The organism is Parasedimentitalea nitratireducens, assembly GCF_057444295.1.
This window is the reverse complement of sequence record NZ_JBYAXC010000011.1, coordinates 1-17781: the sequence shown is the minus strand read 5'-3', so window position 1 is coordinate 17781 and position 17781 is coordinate 1. Positions and strand designations below refer to the sequence as shown.

Genomic DNA, 17781 nt, shown 5'->3' with positions numbered 1-17781 from the left:
TGCCCTCTTGAAACAGAGACAACCCCGGCCAACTGGCCGGGGTTGTCTCTGTACCGCTCTCAAGATCCCAGGTCAGGCCAGCAGGTCAAACACCTCGCCACCGATCCGCAGGTTGATCTCATCCTGGCCAGCGCCATCTATCAGCGCCCAGATGATCTGACCCGTGGGCTGATAGACCACAAAGGCCTCGTCTGTGGCTGCGTCGCCAGCGTTATCTGTGTTGGCAAAAATGACCTGGAAATCATCCACGCTGGCACTGGAGTTGCCAAATAGCAGTACATCGCCTTCGGATGCTGTGTAGTCCTGGATCCAGTCTGAACCGTGGCCTTCGACGCCAGTATGGAAAAACCTGTCGGCGCCGCTGCCACCGTTGATACGGTCGTGACCAAATCCGCCGTTGATGAAGTCATCACCCTGGCCGCCATAAATGAGGTCGGAAAAGGAACCGCCAGATATCACATCGTTGCCGCCCTGGCCAACAAGATGATCCACCCCGTCACCGCCTAAAATGGTGTCATCACCGCCCTGGCCATAGACAAGATCATTGCCTTCACCCGCATAGATTTCGTCATTTCCGGTGCCGCCGGTGATTTCATCACGCTGGGCGCCACCAGCAATCAGGTCGTTTCCAGCTCCGCCGTGCAGCTTGTTGTAACCGTCGCCGCCCCAAATCCTGTCATCGCCATCCTGACCAAACAGGATGTCGTTGCCAGCCCCGCCTTGCAAGGTGTCGTGACCGTCGCCGCCCTGGATCACATCGTTACCGCCCAGTCCCACAACCAAGTCGTCTGTCGCCTGGCCGAGGAATTCGTCGCCATCTTCGGTGCCAACATGGCGATACTCGGTTTCATAACTCTGCAGCAACAGATGAGTCCATTGGGTGACCTCGCCACCCGGCCACCAATAGTCGCGGTCTTGAACTTCCAGGGTAGTCAAGGTGCCATCGGTCAGGCCGATCGTAGAATAGTCGTCTGGTCGATAGTGGCTATCAAGTATTGTCTGTGGTCCGAGCACAGATCCATCTTGGTCAAACAGCCGTCCCATGATCTGGAAGTCTCCTGTTCGGCCAGCCTCTCTGCTTGCCCAAATAACGGCAAGTTCGCCACTGGCCAGATACACCAAACTGGCATCAGTTTGGGTGCCCGAAGGGTCATCATGGGCCAGAGTGGCGTCAGTGCGAGGGCTGCCATCTGCGTTATAAATCCGGACATAAACCCCACGGCCATCAGCGTCTGGGCCGCTCCAACTGACGGCAAAGCCGCCGGCGGGTAAGGCCACAACATCCGCTAGGCCTCCGGCCTCGCCGGTAACGGTGCTGCTGATGACGATCTTTTCGCTGGGGTTTGTGCCGTCCTCGTTATAAATGACGGCTTGCAGGGTGCCGCCAGCGGATTGCACCGCTACGACGCGTCCATCGGACAGTGACGCGGTTTCCTGTCCATCCCATATTGTTGGTGGCGGGGTGGGCACAAAGCTAACAGCATCTCCGATCGCTGTTCCGGAGATATCAAATGTCTGAGAGAAGTAACCATTTATTGCTCCGGGAGAGAGCCTGAAACCTGTCCCCTCGGTGTCGTGCTCGGTCCAGCTGATCGAAAAGGAGCCGTTATCTGAAAATGAAAAGTCGTGCAGCTGAGGCCAATGCGCAGCATCCGTGTTAACTTGCATCAACGTGGTTTCTGCACTTCCCAACGCGTCAAACAGCTGTACTTGGATGTGGTAGTCTTCCTTAAATTCTTTGAATGAAAAGCCGTCCCAGGCTGAGGTCGTATCAAGCAAAAGCAGGTAGCCACCGTCTGGACGGGCGGCAATTTCAACGTCATCCGGGAGCGCGTTTGTGTAATAGCTGATGACATTTTCGTCGGTGTGCGGAGAAAGTGTAACGTGGGTAGTGAACATGAATAATCTCAATTTTGTGCAGCTCAAATACTAGCTTACTCTAGCATTTCGCTACGATGGCGCAACTACCTTGGGTTGTTTGGTTGCGTCCAGATCATCCTGGGTGAGCAGCGTGCTTGAGTGTATATTATGAAGGGGGTGCAACGCTGTCCCTTAAGTACCTGAGGGGTAACTTCTATAAATCAACGCTTAGGAGAGGGCGTTGACTAGATAAGCACGTGACGTGATTGATTATGTTACTTCAGTTGAGTAACTAAATTGGCAGGGGGCGAGTTGCGCCCCCCCCATATTTAGCTTAGTGCAAACCTCACGCCAGCAGATCAAACACCTCACTGCCAATCTTAATGTTAATCTCATCCTGACCCCCCCCATCCACAAGAGCCCAGACAATCTGGCCGGTTGGTCGATAAGTCACAAAGGCCTCTTCGATGGAACTGTCGCCAGCGCCCGAGTGAACCAGGTTGACCTGGAAGTCATCCGCCGTGGCGCCAGAATTGCCAAACAGCAGTACATCGCCCTCGGCAGCGTTATAGTCCTGGATCCAGTCAGAGCCGTGATCCGCAATGCCCAAATGATAAAACCTGTCGGCGCCTGAGCCGCCGTTGATGCGGTCATGGCCAAAACCGCCGTTGACAAAATCATTGCCCGCACCGCCATAGACCAGATCTGACAGGGCGGACCCGGTGATCACATCATCGCCGTCTTGCCCCTGCAGCTCATCGGCGCCAAAGCCGCCGGCGATGCTGTCATTGCCGTCCATGCCATAGATCAGGTCGTTGCCATGGCCCCCGTCGATGCTGTCGTTGCCCGCGCCGGCATAGATGATATCGCGCAGATCAGCCGAAGTTGCACCGCCAAAAATAAAGTCGTCTCCGTCACCGCCATTAATAGTATCGTACCCGTCTCCGCCGTACAGGCTGTCAGCCCCATCTTCACCGCGCAGAATGTCATTACCAGCGCCTGCATCAATGAGATTGTCGGCGGAGTTTCCTGTGATCGTGTCGTTTCCAGAACTGGTAAAGAGATTTTCGAGCACGGTGCCGCGAGCGATACCGACGTTGCCGATCAGGCCAGCAACGTCGGAGAAGCTGTCATCGTGCATGTCGATCCGGTTATTAGTATTAAACGTAGTCAGGTTCAGGGTGTCGATGCCACCTTGATCGTAGATTGTGAACGCAATGTCGCCACCGTTATAAGTGCTTGAAGAGCTTGTAAAACTATCAAACAGCTGGCCAAGCGAACCTCCGAGATTGGAGTTCACTCCCCAAACGGTGTCACCGGCGGTTTCACTGCTGGCATCTGCAACGCCGTACAGGTTATGGATGGCAACAATGTCGGCCATCATTGGCGTCAGCAACGCAGCCAGGCTGGCATTGACCGAGGTGTTTTGGGTCTGGTTGAAATAGGACATGACCGACATTTGCCAACTGTCGTTGATAAATGTGTTGTCGGTACCATAAGCTCCACCGCCGTTGTAGTTCCCTTGGTGCCCCAAGCCCAGAGCGTGGCCAATTTCATGGATATAGGTCGACATCGAATAGCTTTCGATGGACGTGCCATAGTTGTTAATCCAGGCCGTGGACACATTGACAATAGAATAGTCGATGGTGCCGCCAGTGAGATAGCCACCACCGGAGTTGTGAGAGCTTGAATAGGCTCCTGAATCGTGGTCCTGGAACCGCATATCAGCGCTGCCGCTGCTGGTTTCCTGGAAATTGATATCAGCAACGGCTTCCCAGGCTTCCAGCGCCCAGCGGGCTAGCTGCTGACCTTCGGCGGTCAGGCCTGTCAGGTTTACTGTGATGGTGTTGTCTGTGGATGTGTCAAAGCTACGACGATACCGGCTGGTGTCTGTCCAATACCCGTCAGTCAGGTAATTCGCCAGGTCATCAAGTGTGCCCATTACCGCGTCACTAGGAGGTGGTGGCGGCGGTGGTGGAGGGGGGCCGTTAGAGGTTACTGACAATGAGTATGTGCCGCTATACCTGTCGTTCCAGCTGCCTGCTGCAAGATAGTAGGTGCCGCTGGTGGTGACAGAGCCGGTTAGAAGAGAATCAAGACCGGGGCCACTGTCGTCATTGCTGGCGATCAATGTGCCTGAAGGATTATAGAGCCTAAGATAAGTGTCGCGAAGCGACCCGCCACCACCACCGCTACCGCTCAGGCTGAAGGAATGGACCTGCCCAGCGGTCAGCTCGATGGCGACCCAGTCTCGATCACCAGCATAGGACAGTCGGCCTGCAAAGGTATCGCCTGCGGACATGGTATAGCGGGTGCTAGTGGATGCAGACGCGTCTGACGTTTCGACAATCCGAGCTGACGAAGATACTGAGTCGGAACCAATGGGTTGGATTGAGGTCGTAATAAAAGGCGTAAGAATACTCATTTGGTCTTTCCGGTTCAATTCGATTGGCTCTAACGCGTTGGAGCTGTGTGAAAGTTCCGTCCTGAGCACAAACTCTTTTCAAATTCACTTCGAAGGGCAGGTCAAAAACGCGACACCGTTAACAGTTCCTTAACAATCGTGGCACTGTTAACAGTCTCACTCATTTTGACAACCCGGTTTTCCCTACCTTGCACGGGTGCAGTGGGGGCGGTACGGCGCAAATCCGTTCGCGACATGATTCGACATACGTGGTGGCCATCCTGCTGGTTTGGTCGTTACGATGGGGGCGTGGTTTCTCTCTGACCGGACCGATCTCTGATGTTGCGTATACTAATCCTGATTTCTTTGGTGCTGACTTTTGCCAGCGCATCGACTGCACAAGATCGCGGGGCGGTGGAAGCGCAGTTTCAGGTCTGGCTGAAGCAGACCGTTTGGCCGCAAGCCAAGGCCAAGGGGGTTTCGCGCAAAACGTTCAAGAACGCGTTTTCTGGTGTGACGCTGAACTGGAAACTGCCAGATCTGGTACCTCCTGGAACCACCCCACAAACACCGAAGGCGCAGCGCCAGGCCGAATTTGGATCGCCGGGCAAGTACTTTGCGCGGGGGAGTGTGGATGGTGCGACCTCGGTAGGGCAGAAAATGGCCAAGAGCCACGCTCAGGCACTTGCGGCAGTTGAGCGGCGCACGGGTGTCCCGGGGCGGATTATTTTGGCGGTTTGGGGACGTGAAAGCGCCTATGGCCGCGCCGCTATCCCTCACGATGTGTTCCAAGTTCTGGGCACCAAAGGGTTCATGAGCACGCGCGCTGAGTATTTCACTAAGGAGCTGATTGCTGCATTGCAGATTGCTCAGGCGGGACATGCGTCACAGGGCGCGATGAAAAGCAGCTGGGCGGGCGCGCTGGGGCAGCCGCAGTTCATGCCCACAAGTTTTCTGAAATACGCCGCCGATGGCAATGGCGACGGCAAGGCCGATATCTGGGGCTCCGAAGCCGACACCATCGCGTCCATTGGCAATTATCTGGCGCTACATGGTTGGGTGGCAGGCCGCGATTGGGGGTTTGAGGTCAAAGTGCCAAGCTCGGTGTCCTGCGCGTTGGAGGGGCCGGATCAAGGGCGGCTGGTTTCTGCCTGGGAGGACATGGGGATAACACGCGTTTCCCGTCGGGCGTTCCCTGCACAGGAGCGAGGGCAAGAAGGCTTCTTGTTGATGCCTGCTGGACGCAATGGTCCGGCCTTTATCGTGACGCCGAATTTCTATGTGCTCAAGGATTACAACATGAGCGATTTATACGCCTTGTTTGTCGGGCATGTGGGGGATCGCATTCAGTTTGGCGTTGGCGATTTCTCGGCCCAATGGGGCAAAGTTGGCGGGCTGTATCGGTCAGATGTTGCCGCCATGCAGCGCGCCCTCGAAGGCATGGGTCATGATGTTGGCGGGGCGGATGGATTGGTGGGCTTTAAGACTCGAAGGTCAATCGGTCGCTGGCAAGAGTCCACAGGACAGGCCCCAACCTGTTTCCCGGATGCGGGTATGAAGACGCGTTTGGCCAGGTAGTTGGCGGGTTTTGCACAAAACCGGTTCCTGTTTGGGCTACCCTGATGAAAATAAGTTTTGACCGTGTTTTGGGGCGTATCAGCATTGAAAACCAGCAGTCTGACGGATCTTGATCAACAGCATGTGGATGTGGCCATCATTGGCGCAGGCATCAATGGGGCCAGTGCGGCGCAGCACCTGAGTGCGGCGGGCTACCGGGTGCTGGTTGTGGATCAGGGCGATTTTGCCAATGGGGCCACCAGCCGGTCAAGCCGTCTGTTGCATTGTGGCCTACGGCATTTGGCCAGCGGATCCAGCTTTTGGAAGACCCTGATGCACCCAGGCCGGATTGCCATGTCGATGCGCACGGCGCGGGCGGATATGCTGGCGCGCGATGAAATCGTGCGCAGTATTCCGAACCGGGTGAAGCCGATCAATTTCTGCCTGCCGATCTATTCAGATGATCAGTACGCGCCTTGGCAGTTGGACGCGGCCTTTGCCGCCCTGCGGATGACCAGCCCGACTGGCGAGTCTCTCGATTATCGTCGCTATAGCGCGAAGCAATTTGACCAAGTGCCAGTTCAGGGCTGGCTGCGTGACCCTGACAAACTGCGCAGTGTCGCCGTGTTTCGCGAGTATGTTTTTGACTGGCCCGAACGGATCGCGCTGGATGCACTGTTTGATGCCCGGCGCATGGGGGCGATGGTCCGCAACTACACGCGGGTTGAAGGGCTGACGCGACGCAATGGCGAGAAGGGGTGGCGATTGTCATTGTCGCCCCAAGGTTCAGGTGGGGACGGTGACAGTGAAATCGCTAACGTGACTGCAGACCTGGTGCTGAACCTGGCGGGGGCCTGGGTCGATGATGTCATTCAAACTTCAGGTTCAAACATCGCACCCAAATGTACGGGAATGAAAGGCATCCACATTGCGCTGCGCCTGCCCGAAGCGTTCGCCGACTGGGGGGTATTTAACTATAATAGTCTGGGAGAGCCACTGTATTGCCTGCCGTTCCGGGGCATTCACTACATCGGTCTGACCCGCACCCCGTTCGAAGGTGACATCGCAGGGGTTTCTGCCAGCGATCAGGAGATTGACTGGATGATAGCTGAGACCAATCGCTGCCTGCCGAAACTTGCGGTGACACGGGATGATATCCTTTTCACCTGGGCCGGGGTGAACCCTTTGACCCGTGATCCCAAAGAGCCATTGGGTAGTCGGGACATAAAGATCTATGATCTGGAAGACTGTGGAGTTCCCGACATGATGGCGCTGACCGGCGGGCCGATTATGACCCACCGATGGGTGGCGCGATCTCTGGTGGAAAAGGTGTCGGCTCGGCTACCCGCCAGTAGAGAGCGGCAGGAACTGTGGTATGGTTCCGATGTGGTGGGCACTAGTGAAGCCGTGTTGACAGGTGCCAAAGTCCTGCATTCAGTCCGCCATGAGATGCCAGGTGGTTTGACCGATCTAATGACCCGGCGGCTGGGGTTGGGATGGGAACCGGATCAAGGGCTGGATCAGGTGCAAAGAGTGGCCGGGATTGCGGCCAAGGAGCTGGGCTGGTCAGCCGATCGAGTTGAGGCCGAGGTGGGTCAGTACGCCGAATTTTTAGGCGCTAAACGTCGCAAGCCCGGATGCTAGCGGTTCAATAAAGCTTCAAGCCCAGCAGAACGACTTCGGTATAAAGATGATCGATGTCCTCGGGCGGCATGCGGCCCGGTGTATAGAAGCGCGGGATGGCAAAATCTTCGACAGCATCTGGCTCAGCAGAAGAGGGCAGCAGTCGACGGTCGACTGACAAGATGGCGCGATCAGCTGGCAGTAGGCTGTCGGCAATGGCCCGGGCATGGTGCGCAAAGAGATCGCGATTACCGAGATACATCACCTCGTGGGTGACATATTGGTCGTGCTTTTGCTTGATTGACAGGATCACTACAACGGGGCCGTCGGGGGTCTTAATGGCCAGCGGTGTCAGGGGCAGGTTTGCGTGATCCTGCAGAACTTGACGGTCCCTGGCGCTGATCCGATTGCCTAGTTCCAGCGGGTTATCGTGGACCGGCAGGATTTGTGTCGGAGATGTGCGGGGTTTCCAGATCAGCCGCTGGGTGTCGAGCTCAACCAAGCCTGCGCGTTTAACTGCATGGACCGCGCCCGGGGAGCTGGTGAAATCAGTTACGGTGATGCTGGGGTCTGCGGTGGCCAGCTCAATCATTTTCCGACCAACACCAGTCCCGCGATAAGGTTTCAGCAGATACCACGAGGTCATGTTGGCGGTGACACAGGGGCCATTGTCGGTGGGGCGCTGGGCGGTGACCAGTCCCAATACACCAACCAGCTTGCCTTGATCGCGAACGGTGATGGCGTAACTGTCATCTGGGCGGGCCCAGCGGCCATCAAGGATCGCGCGCCAGCCCTCCATGGACCACTTGGCCCGAGGAAAAACCTCGGCCATAAACTGGGCGATCTCTTCGCGCTCGGATGGCTGGGCGTGGCTGATCTCTACCATGTGGTTTTCCTTTAGAGCAATGAGGCCAGGCGAACCCATTCGGTGGCGCCCTTGTGGGTGAGCCGTTCCAGCAGTTGATCGACAAAGTCCCAGACAATTCCCTCAGTTTGAAGGTGGTGAGTGGACAGGCCGGTAGGTTACGATGGGTCCACCACCCCAAGCCTTCGCTGTTCCAGATGCTCTACGACCCCGGCCAGCGTTGCCTCGGTGCCTCGGAATTGTGGGCCCTGTTTCCAGCGGATTGGGTCGAAGTGGATGTTGACCTGGGTAACGCCGGGCACCGGATGGGCGGACTTGCGGGCGTGGCAGGCCGAAACCAGTCGGTAGCCAAGGTTTGGGAACTGGGCGATGGTCTTATCTGCGATGCGATTCCACGGGGCCGCAAATCCGGGCAAGAGATTGGGCAACTTTGCCTGCTGCAGACACCGCCAGCCGGCACGAAGGTCTTGCAGCTGCAGGCCAATGTCGCGGTTTTCGCCAACTTCAGAGGCGCGCGCCCCGGCGGGCTCGTTGTTCACATGTGCAAACCCATGTTGCAGCACATAGGCATCTGGCGATCTCGCCAGTCGCGGAGCCAAACCACGGCAGATGTTTTGGGGGATAACAGCCAGGTGAATTGGCAGGTGGTGCTTTTCTGCCAGCGACAGAAGCTGATCCAGAGCAGGCGTCGGGGATTCGGTGTCGTCGTCGCGCCACCAAAACGTGGGAGTGACCCCGGTAGCGTGCCAAAGTTTGAGCTCGTTATCTAAATCGGACCATGTTGCCATGGATAGAATTCATTTCCTATTTGCCGCCTGATCGCAACCACATAGGTGCGGTCATCCAGATCGGCGAGGTGTGATTTAGTGACCGGAATTTGGATGAATTTAAAATTGCCCGATTTGGGGGTTGCGCCTTGGAGCGGGTAGCACTAAACCCCGCCCTCAGTGGACCGATAGCTCAGCTGGATAGAGTACCTGACTACGAATCAGGGGGTCGGGGGTTCGAATCCTCCTCGGTCCGCCACTTCCCTAAAAACACGTCGCAGGCAGCTTTGACACTGTAGTGTAGGCATGGTCGATGGCTTGAATTTGCATGCTAATAGGCGGGGCCGCCAGATCTGGATTTTTACAGAAAAATCCGGTACACTGTTGGGGTCATGTTTCCAGGTTCTACCAAAAAACAAAAGGGCGGCGTTTCGATTGCGTTTCCGGATGTCTGCAAAGTTCCGGCACCTCCAGCCCCGTTTGTCCCGGTCCCATTCCCCAACATCGCGCTTGCGTCGAAAAACCTGAAAACAGCGTCGGTCAAGATAAAGAAGTTCGACATAGAGTTTAAGAAATCATCGGGGGATAAAGCGGGCACTTTAAAGGGCGTGACTGCTTCTATTGCCAAGATGGCGGGTATTTTCTCGAAGCATTCTGCCACGGTTAAGGCCACCGGAAAGAAAGCGTCAAAGCTGATGTTGCCAAACCAGGCGGCCAAGGTCTTTCAGCAGGCGCAGAAGCAGCAGAAAACCTTTGAAACCCAGATTAAAAAGGAATGCGATAAGCTGCTGAAGGTCTGCAAGGACGATAAAGAGCAGCAGAAGCTTGCAAAAACGCTGGTTTCGATCGTGGGGAGCGCCGCACGCGGCCATCCTGTATAGTCAGTATTCGCTGCAGTTTGTACGGCATTCGAACTCTTCTCTAGCAATCCCGTGATCTGCCCATTTGTCGCCGTTTCCCGTGTTGACACTGCGGGTGTTGCATCGCAACGCTGGCACTGAACGATGGGGGTGCAGATGAGCGATCAGGGGCTACCGAAATTTCCGGTGATACGGACGGCTGGCTTGCAGGGGATGCTGGTCACCTTTGCAGATGCGCTAAGCGAGGCATCCAACCGGGCGACGCTGGCTTTTAAGGGCGCGCTGGAGCTGCAAGCAATAGCAGGGGTGATTGAAATCTCGCCGTCACTGGCGTCGGTCTTTGTTCGATTTGATCCTGACCAGATGTCGCATGATGCGCTGCGGGCCAAGCTGGAAGAGTTGCTGGAACGGCGCGACTGGTACGCGGCCGACTTGCCCAAAGGGCGTCGGTTTTGGCGGGTTCCGACTGTTTACGGCACGGAATTGGCGCCACAACTGGGTGAGGCGGCGGATGCGGCTGGGATGACCGAGGCGCAGGCGGTCGAAAGCTTGGGTTCAGCGCGGGTGCGGGTTTTGACCATCGGTTTTGCGGCCTCGCAGCCCTATTTGGGAACATTGGGCGAGGAATGGGACCTGCCACGGCAGACAGCGCTGACGCCAATGGTGCCGTCAGGTGCCTTGGTGCAGGCGATCCGGCAGTTTGTGTTGTTCACCGCTCCGGCGCCCACAGGATGGCGGCATGTTGGACAGACGGGTATACGGTTGTTTCGGCCAGAAATGGATGCCCCCTTTGCGCTGCGGGCAGGGGACGAGATGATATTTGAGCCGGTTGCTAAGGCCGATTTCCTACGCCTGCGGGAAGGTGATCCGAACAATGGCGGCGCGGTTGTGACGGAGATCACTCCATGAGTGGGTTAAAGGTGTTGCGCGCGGGGCCTGTGATGTCTGTGCAGGACATGGGGCGGCCAGGATTGCTGGAGCGTGGCATTTCGCAGGGCGGAGCGGCGGATACGCTGGCCTTGGCCGAAGGGGCAGCGCTGTTACGGCAGGATGCTGGGCTGGCAGCCCTGGAGATGGGTGGCCTTGGTGGTTTGTTTGAGGCGGTCGGGCAGGTGCGCATTGCTCTGACGGGCGCGCCGATGATGGTGACTTTGGATGGAGATTCGCTGGCCTGGAATGCGTCGCATTTGGTTGAAGCAGGGCAGAAACTAGAGATCGGTGCCGCGCGTAAAGGGGTTTACGGCTATCTGCATCTCGGCGGTGGCGTAAATACCGAATGCCTGCTGGGATCCCGTGCGGCGCATCTGATGGGCGGGATCGGGCAAGCAATACGGGCGGGGGATATTCTGTCTGCGGGGCCGGATGGCAACAGTGAGACAGGTTTGGGGCTGGAGGCCGAAGACCGGTTTTCTGGTGGAGCCCTGCGTATCGTTGCGAGTTTTCAGTCAGCTTTGTTCCCGGACGAAGTGCGGGTGCGGTTTGGTGAAACGGAATTCACGCGTGGCAGTCGCGCCAACCGGATGGGCATTGAAATGGTCTCGGATGGTGAGGGGTTTTCGGCTGCGGGGCAGTTGAATATCTTGTCCGAGGTGATTGTGCCCGGTGATGTGCAGATGACCGGAGACGGTAAGCCGTTTGTGTTGCTGCGTGAGTGCCAGACGACGGGTGGCTATCCGCGAATTGGCACAGTACTGCCCTGTGATCTGGCACGAATTGCGCAGGCGCCCGCTAGGGCGTCAGTCCGGTTTGACTGGGTGACGCTGGAGCAAGGGCTGGAAATTCAGTCCAAGTATGATGCCGCCGTGCGGTCGCTGCCGTCACGCTGTGCCCCGTTGATCCGTGATCCGGCGGATATGGCGGATCTATTATCTTTTCAATTGATCGGCGGAGCCATCTCGGCAGAAGCTGACCCCTTTGACAGTGGAGACTATGCATGACGAAATCGGTCGATCTGAACGCCGACATGGGTGAAAGCTTTGGCCCGTGGACTATGGGCGATGATGCCTCGCTGCTGGATATCGTGTCTTCGGCCAATATTGCCTGTGGGTTTCATGGTGGTGATCCAGACGTGATGGCGGCAACAATGACACAGGCAATGGAGTGCAACGTTGGGATTGGCTCGCACCCCGGATTTGCTGACTTGCAGGGGTTTGGCCGTCGCAAGATGCAGCTGCCCAATGAGAGCCTGAAAAACCTGGTACGTTACCAGTTAGGCGCGTCACGCGGGATGGCTTCGGCGCTGGGCGGTCAGGTGCGACACCTCAAACTGCACGGGGCGTTGTCTAATATGTGCAGCGTGGACGCCGACATGGCGCGTACCTGCTACGAGGCGGCGCTGGATGTGGATCCGGATATCATCATAATGGTGTTGGCGGCGACCGCGATGGAAGACGTGGTGCGCGATTTGGGTTGCAATTGGGCGGGCGAGATCTTTGCCGACCGGGCCTATAACGATGATGCCACGCTGGTGGATCGGTCATTACCCGGAGCGGTGATCCATGACCCGGCAGTGGCAGGGCCGCGCATTTTGCAGATGGTGCAAGAGGGGGCAATCATCACCGAAAGTGGCAAACGCATCCCAACGGCCATTGATACCATTTGCCTGCATGGGGATACACCAACGGCTGTGGCTCTGGCTGGGTCGGTGCGCGACAGTCTGACTGGCGGTGGAATCCAAATAGCGCAGTTTACGGGTCGAAAAGGCTGATGTGTTCAATATTGTCTGGTTTAAAAACAGTGATATAGGATGTTAATGAAAATATTGTATATTGGATGCTATTCAGGTGATTGCTTTGTGTAGTACAAGGCTGGAGTTCAGTAACTCATCGCCAGGATACCCAGTATGACTTTCCAGCTTTTCTCGGATAAGAAACGCCCTGTTCATTTGGGGCCTTATCCGTTGGAGCGGCTGGCGCGTGGGCCGATGCCGGATCTGCGGGCCGTACCGGGATTTCAGCCGCTGAATTTTCGTCGACCTGGCCTGCCGGCCTCGATCGTCAACGCGATGGGCGAATATCAGGCGATGATGGACGCAATTCGTGACGGGATGGTAAATAAGGCGCGAGCAGAATGTCCCAGCGATCCGCAAGAACGGGCGGAGCATATCAAGGGCTTTGGCTATTTCTCAGATGCGGCGATGGTTGGCATCGGGCCGATGCCTGCCTCGGCGCGGTTGGATGAACCTTATCGCAACCCTGATATTGACCGGCTGTCAGAGGATCTCAAGACACGGCAGACCAAGACGCTGGCGGCCGGGATCGACTTGATCATGGCGGACCTGAAAGAGGCGATGATCGCACCGCCGACCACAATTGGCGATCATTCGCGGGCAATTGTGTTTCTGTACGACATGCAGCGCGATCCCAAGGCGGATGAGGATGGCTGCGAGTGGCTGACGGATGCGCAAGAGCATCGTGCCTGTCTGCGCGCCAGTGAAACGGCGGTCGTGCTAGCGAACTACATCCGGTTGTTGGGCTGGGATGCCAAGGCGCATACCGGCACTTCGTCGGATGTGGATCTGAACCAACTGGTGATCGCAGCAGGTCTCGCTACGGTCGAGGATGGCCAGTTGGTGAACCCTTATCTGGGTAGTCGCTTTGGAGTTGCGGTTGTCACAACCGATTTTGACTTGGCTATGGACCGGCCACTATTGCCGCAAAGCCAGCAGCCGATGTTCAAGGTAAAAGGTCCACGTTGGTGGGTTGGGCTGGGCTCGCAGAAATCTGCGTTGAACATTGATCCGTTCCGCAAGCGAGATTTCAAGGATGGCCCGCATCCGTTTGAGACCCTGAAGCGGGTGGATGATCCGACAACATATATAGATGAGGCCCATGTGGCGCGGGTGCCCAAGCGGGCCGACATGTTTGCCCGAGCGCAGTTTGGCGACATGGGTAAGACCAACCAGCAGGCCGCCACCGGTGGGTTCTATGTGCGCAAGGCTGCGCCTTCGATGGCGCAACGGCGGATGCTTGGGGCCTTTGTTCTGTTGCAGGACGGAGAAGCCGTCAGCGGTCCGCGCCCAAGTGATGCGGAGCGCAATGCTGCCAATATCAAAGCGGCAAGCTATTGGCTGGGGATTGATGCGGTGGGGATCAGCCGTTGCCCGGACTGGACGTGGTACAGCCATGACGCTACCGGAGCCGAGATCCACCCCGAGCATGATCAGGCGATCAGCATGATCGTAGATCAGGGTTTTGAAACCACCGATGGGACCTCGGGCGATGATTGGATCGCAGTGGCGCAGTCGATGCGCGCCTATCTGCGGTTCTCTCTGCTGGGGGGCGTGATCGCGCGGCAGATTCGCAATCTGGGGTATAAGGCCAAGGCGCATACAGTGATGGATGGCGAGGTGTTGCAGCCGCCGTTGTTGCTGTTGGCGGGACTGGGAGAGGTGAGCCGGATTGGTGAGGTGATCTTGAACCCCTTCTTAGGTCCGCGCCTGAAATCAGGTGTTGTGACCACCGATATGCCACTGGCCCATGACAAGCCGATTGATTTTGGCCTACAGAAGTTTTGCGAGAGCTGCAACAAATGTGCACGGGAATGTCCGTCGGGGGCAATTACAGCCGGCCCTAAGAAGATGTTCAACGGCTATGAAATCTGGAAGAGCGACAGTCAGAAATGCACCACCTACCGGATCACCACGCCAGGTGGCGCGATGTGTGGCCGCTGCATGAAGACCTGCCCCTGGAACCTCGAAGGCTTGTTCCGCGAAAAGCCGTTCCGCCATGCAGCGATGAACTGGCCCACGGCTGCGCCTGCGCTGGCTAAGCTGGATGACTTTGTGGGCAATGGTGAAATGAACCCGGTCAAGAAGTGGTGGTGGGATCTGGAGATGGAAGAGGACGGCGGATACCGCCCAACCCGCCATCCGGTGAATGCCCGTGCGCTGCAAAAAGACTTGAAGTTGAAGCATGAGGACCAGACGCTGGCGGTTTACCCGGCCAATCTGGCGCCGCATCCCTGGCCCTATCCATTCCCCATGGATCGCGAGGCGGGGATTGAGGCTTATCAGGCGATGGTCACGGCGGAGGAATATAGAGAACGCCGCGCCAAGGGGGAGACTGGTGACTGGGATCACGTCTACACCAGTGATGCCGATAGTCCTGTATTACAGGTCGTCGTTTCCAACGCCGAGGCTATGAGTCCGGATGTGACCAAGTATGAGTTCCGTAGCGCTGACGGGACGGACTTGCCGGAATGGACCGCCGGCGCCCATTTGGACATCGTTGTAGCACCAGAGTATCTGCGGCAATATTCTATGTCCGGTGATCCTGCAGACCGTAGCAGGTACCAGATCGGAGTGCTGCGCGAGGATCAGGGCAGGGGGGGCTCAGCCCTGTTGCACCGGATCTTTGCCGAAGGGCGCAAGATCTTCATCTCAAAACCGATCAATCATTTTCCGCTGGATGAGAGTGCCAGTAAGAGCTTCTTGATGGGCGGCGGAATCGGAGTGACACCGATGATCGCTATGGCACATCAGCTCCATGCGCTGGGCAAGGAGTTTGAGCTGCACTATTCGGTTTCAAGCCGTGATGGTGCGGGCTATTTGCCCGATCTGGCGGCAATGCCTTGGGCAGATCGGGTCACGGTGCATGTTTCGGATGAAGGAACACGAGCAGATCTGGATGTGGTGCTAAGCGATTATCGTGACGGTTGGCACGTCTATACCTGTGGGCCGGATCGTTTCATGGATGGCGTGATGCAGGCGGCTGAGCGGCAGGGGTTCACCGAACAGGCGCGCCATCTGGAATATTTCTCGGTTCCGGAGGTGCCTGAGTATGAGAACCACGATTTTACCGTGAGGTTGGCAAAATCAGGTCGTGAAATATTTGTTCCCGCAGATCAGACCGCGACAGATGTGCTAGCTCAAAACGGCGTGCATGTAGATGTCAAATGTTCGGACGGTATTTGCGGAGTTTGCAAATGTGATTTGATTTCAGGTGAGGTCGAGCACCGCGACTTTGTACTGTCCAAGGCGCAGCGGCAGAAGTCTGTGATCCTTTGCCAGTCCCGTGCAGCTGAAAAAGGTGGGGTGGTTGTCGTTGATCTCTAGTCCGGCGGACCTAGGAGTAAAAGTGGCGGTTTATCAGACTTGACAGGTTCGGTGCGAGCAATAATGGTTGATCAAATGAATTTTCGTTTGAGTTAGAACCGTAACCTGTTTTTTGAGAGTATCATGGATTTATTTTTGGCCGGTTCACGCCCTGGCACAAAAGGTGACCCCAATTGGTTTACGGGGCAGGTCTGGATTGAGCCGATCAATACCCCACCTTCCCCAGCGCGTAGCCGTTCCATTCGGGTCATGTTCGAACCCGGAGCACGTACCGCCTGGCACAGTCATCCGTTGGGGCAAACCCTGTATGTGATTTCGGGTGTTGGTATGGTTGGCACCCGTAACGCGCCACCTCGGGTGATGCGGGTCGGCGATACGGTCTGGATCGGACCGGGCGAAGAGCATTGGCACGGAGCTGTCCCGGATAGCGAGATGGAACATATTGCTATTCAGGAAGCTGAAAGCGGTTTTGTCACCACTTGGATGGAACATGTCTCAGATGAAGACTGTTTGCTGTCGGTTGACTAACCAAAAAGGCAGTTTTGAACGGATGTGGAGCCAACTAGGGTTGGGGTGACTTAAGCTCGAAGCGGGGAGTCGTGGCCATTGACCAATTGTCTGGCCTCATGCGCATTCTTTCGAACCTCGTTCCAGCGTTCGTTTCTGAGCATTTCGGCGAATGCCATCCAGTTGCCGCCAATGCAGGCCACATTTGAAAGCGAAAGATAGTCTTGGGCGGTGGTCTGGGAAATTCCACCCACCGGGCAAAAATGTACATGTGGGAACGGAGCGCTAAGGGAGCGTAGGGCCTGCACGCCACCAGATGCCTCGGCGGGAAAGAACTTTATCAGATCAAACCCACGGCCCAGAAGGGCAATGATTTCGGTGGCTGTGACGGCGCCTGGCAACAAGGGTAGTCCCAGATCTTCGCAGCAATCAATCAGTGAATGGGATGTTCCTGGCGACGCAGCAAAGACAGCGCCTGCGTCTTGAGCAGCTTTGGCGTGTTTTGGGCTAAGTACGGTTCCGGCACCAATGGTTGCACCTGGCACTCGGGCCATCAGCGAAATCGCTTGTAAGGCAACGGGGGTCCGCAACGTGACCTCAAGCACCGGCAGTCCCCCAGCGATGAGTGCCTCGGCAAGTGGTACGGCGTGAGCAAGGTCTTCAACCGTTAGCATTGGAATCACCGGCGCCTGGCGGCAAAGCATGTGCATAGAAGGACTGTTTTCCTGGAGAGCGGGAAAAGAAGGCTGTGGTTGTCCTGATGGCGTACGGGTGCTCATGGTGAACCTCGAAGTCGCGCAATAGGCTCGTGAGGGAGCCGTGAGGTAGTGCTTGGGTGGGACCCTATCAAAGTTGCAGTTTTTGTTGTCATGCTTCTACCCGCCTTGAAACAGAAATTAGGGCTTGGTGGCAAAAGGCAAATGATTGGAACTTGAGCCGAGACGAACAGGTTGATGATTTGCTCCTGTGGAGCGCGGAGGCTGTGACCGGGGACATTAGGAGGCAAGCCGGGCAGTTGGTGTTCTGTTGCGAGGGCAGCATTTTACATGATGTGCCTCCACCTACCGACGCTACCAGATGTGGTGACTCGGTGTTGATCTGTTGTTGGTTGATGGTTGTTAACTGTGTTTTGGGCTGGTGTTTGGGTCGGGACCCTTCGGTATTCGATTGATTTTGCAGGCTTTTCGAAGTTTCTTCACAAAAAGTTGGATTTATTGAATTTAGGTGTTGCGGACCTTGAGAGGTAACACTAGAACCCCCCTTACCGGCGGCGCTGAGGCGCT

General features: G+C 56.6%; 13 protein-coding genes and 1 tRNA gene. 9 read left to right on the top strand and 5 right to left on the bottom strand.

What is annotated here, in order from left to right; all coding sequences use genetic code 11:
* Positions 1-72: 72 nt before the first annotated feature.
* Together AC2T28_RS20775 and AC2T28_RS20770 are read right to left on the bottom strand one after the other, a co-directional pair.
* Complete coding sequence (locus tag AC2T28_RS20775) at positions 73-1899, bottom strand: calcium-binding protein (protein ID WP_486750566.1); 1827 nt, start codon at positions 1897-1899, stop codon at positions 73-75.
* A 307-nt stretch (positions 1900-2206) separates the two neighbouring features.
* Positions 2207-4285: a M10 family metallopeptidase C-terminal domain-containing protein gene (locus tag AC2T28_RS20770; protein WP_486750565.1), complete on the bottom strand. Its 2079-nt coding sequence runs from the start codon at positions 4283-4285 to the stop codon at positions 2207-2209.
* A gap of 318 nt (positions 4286-4603) precedes the next feature.
* Here AC2T28_RS20770 and AC2T28_RS20765 point away from each other — a divergent pair, with 318 nt between their 5' ends.
* Positions 4604-5842: a lytic murein transglycosylase gene (locus AC2T28_RS20765; protein WP_486750564.1), complete on the top strand. Its 1239-nt coding sequence runs from the start codon at positions 4604-4606 to the stop codon at positions 5840-5842.
* 84 nt (positions 5843-5926) lie between these two features.
* Positions 5927-7465, top strand: a complete 1539-nt coding sequence (locus AC2T28_RS20760; protein ID WP_486750563.1) for an FAD-dependent oxidoreductase — start codon at positions 5927-5929, stop codon at positions 7463-7465.
* 4 nt (positions 7466-7469) lie between these two features.
* Here the strand turns inward: AC2T28_RS20760 and AC2T28_RS20755 are convergent, their stop codons facing one another.
* Both AC2T28_RS20755 and AC2T28_RS20750 read right to left on the bottom strand, forming a co-directional pair.
* Positions 7470-8330 carry a GNAT family N-acetyltransferase gene (locus AC2T28_RS20755; RefSeq protein ID WP_486750562.1) on the bottom strand — a complete coding sequence of 287 codons (861 nt, stop codon included), beginning with the start codon at positions 8328-8330 and terminating at the stop codon, positions 7470-7472.
* 137 nt (positions 8331-8467) lie between these two features.
* Positions 8468-9097 (bottom strand): polysaccharide deacetylase family protein, encoded by a 630-nt coding sequence (locus AC2T28_RS20750; protein ID WP_486750561.1) that lies wholly within the window; start codon positions 9095-9097, stop codon positions 8468-8470.
* A gap of 161 nt (positions 9098-9258) precedes the next feature.
* Between AC2T28_RS20750 and AC2T28_RS20745 the strand changes: the two genes are divergently transcribed.
* The 7 genes from AC2T28_RS20745 (at position 9259) to AC2T28_RS20715 (ending at position 16519) form a co-directional block, all read left to right on the top strand.
* A tRNA-Arg gene (locus AC2T28_RS20745) sits at positions 9259-9335 on the top strand.
* Positions 9336-9468: 133 nt separating this feature from the next.
* Positions 9469-9957: a PAAR-like domain-containing protein gene (locus tag AC2T28_RS20740; protein ID WP_486750560.1), complete on the top strand. Its 489-nt coding sequence runs from the start codon at positions 9469-9471 to the stop codon at positions 9955-9957.
* Positions 9958-10092: 135 nt separating this feature from the next.
* Positions 10093-10845 carry a 5-oxoprolinase subunit B family protein gene (locus AC2T28_RS20735; RefSeq protein ID WP_486750559.1) on the top strand — a complete coding sequence of 251 codons (753 nt, stop codon included), beginning with the start codon at positions 10093-10095 and terminating at the stop codon, positions 10843-10845.
* Positions 10842-11873 carry a 5-oxoprolinase subunit C family protein gene (locus tag AC2T28_RS20730; protein WP_486750558.1) on the top strand — a complete coding sequence of 344 codons (1032 nt, stop codon included), beginning with the start codon at positions 10842-10844 and terminating at the stop codon, positions 11871-11873. Before AC2T28_RS20735 ends, AC2T28_RS20730 begins: the two co-directional genes overlap by 4 nt.
* Positions 11870-12643 carry a LamB/YcsF family protein gene (locus AC2T28_RS20725; RefSeq protein WP_486750557.1) on the top strand — a complete coding sequence of 258 codons (774 nt, stop codon included), beginning with the start codon at positions 11870-11872 and terminating at the stop codon, positions 12641-12643. The genes AC2T28_RS20730 and AC2T28_RS20725 overlap by 4 nt, the downstream gene beginning before the upstream one ends.
* A 135-nt stretch (positions 12644-12778) precedes the next feature.
* Entirely contained in the window at positions 12779-15991 is a 3213-nt protein-coding gene (locus AC2T28_RS20720; RefSeq protein WP_486750556.1) for a reductive dehalogenase, read from the top strand.
* 123 nt (positions 15992-16114) lie between these two features.
* The gene (locus AC2T28_RS20715; protein ID WP_486750555.1) at positions 16115-16519 is read left to right on the top strand and encodes a (R)-mandelonitrile lyase; all 405 of its coding nucleotides are present in this window, start codon (positions 16115-16117) and stop codon (positions 16517-16519) included.
* A 50-nt stretch (positions 16520-16569) separates the two neighbouring features.
* Here the strand turns inward: AC2T28_RS20715 and eda are convergent, their stop codons facing one another.
* Complete coding sequence (gene eda, locus AC2T28_RS20710) at positions 16570-17202, bottom strand: bifunctional 4-hydroxy-2-oxoglutarate aldolase/2-dehydro-3-deoxy-phosphogluconate aldolase (protein WP_486750554.1); 633 nt, start codon at positions 17200-17202, stop codon at positions 16570-16572.
* Positions 17203-17781: the final 579 nt, after the last annotated feature.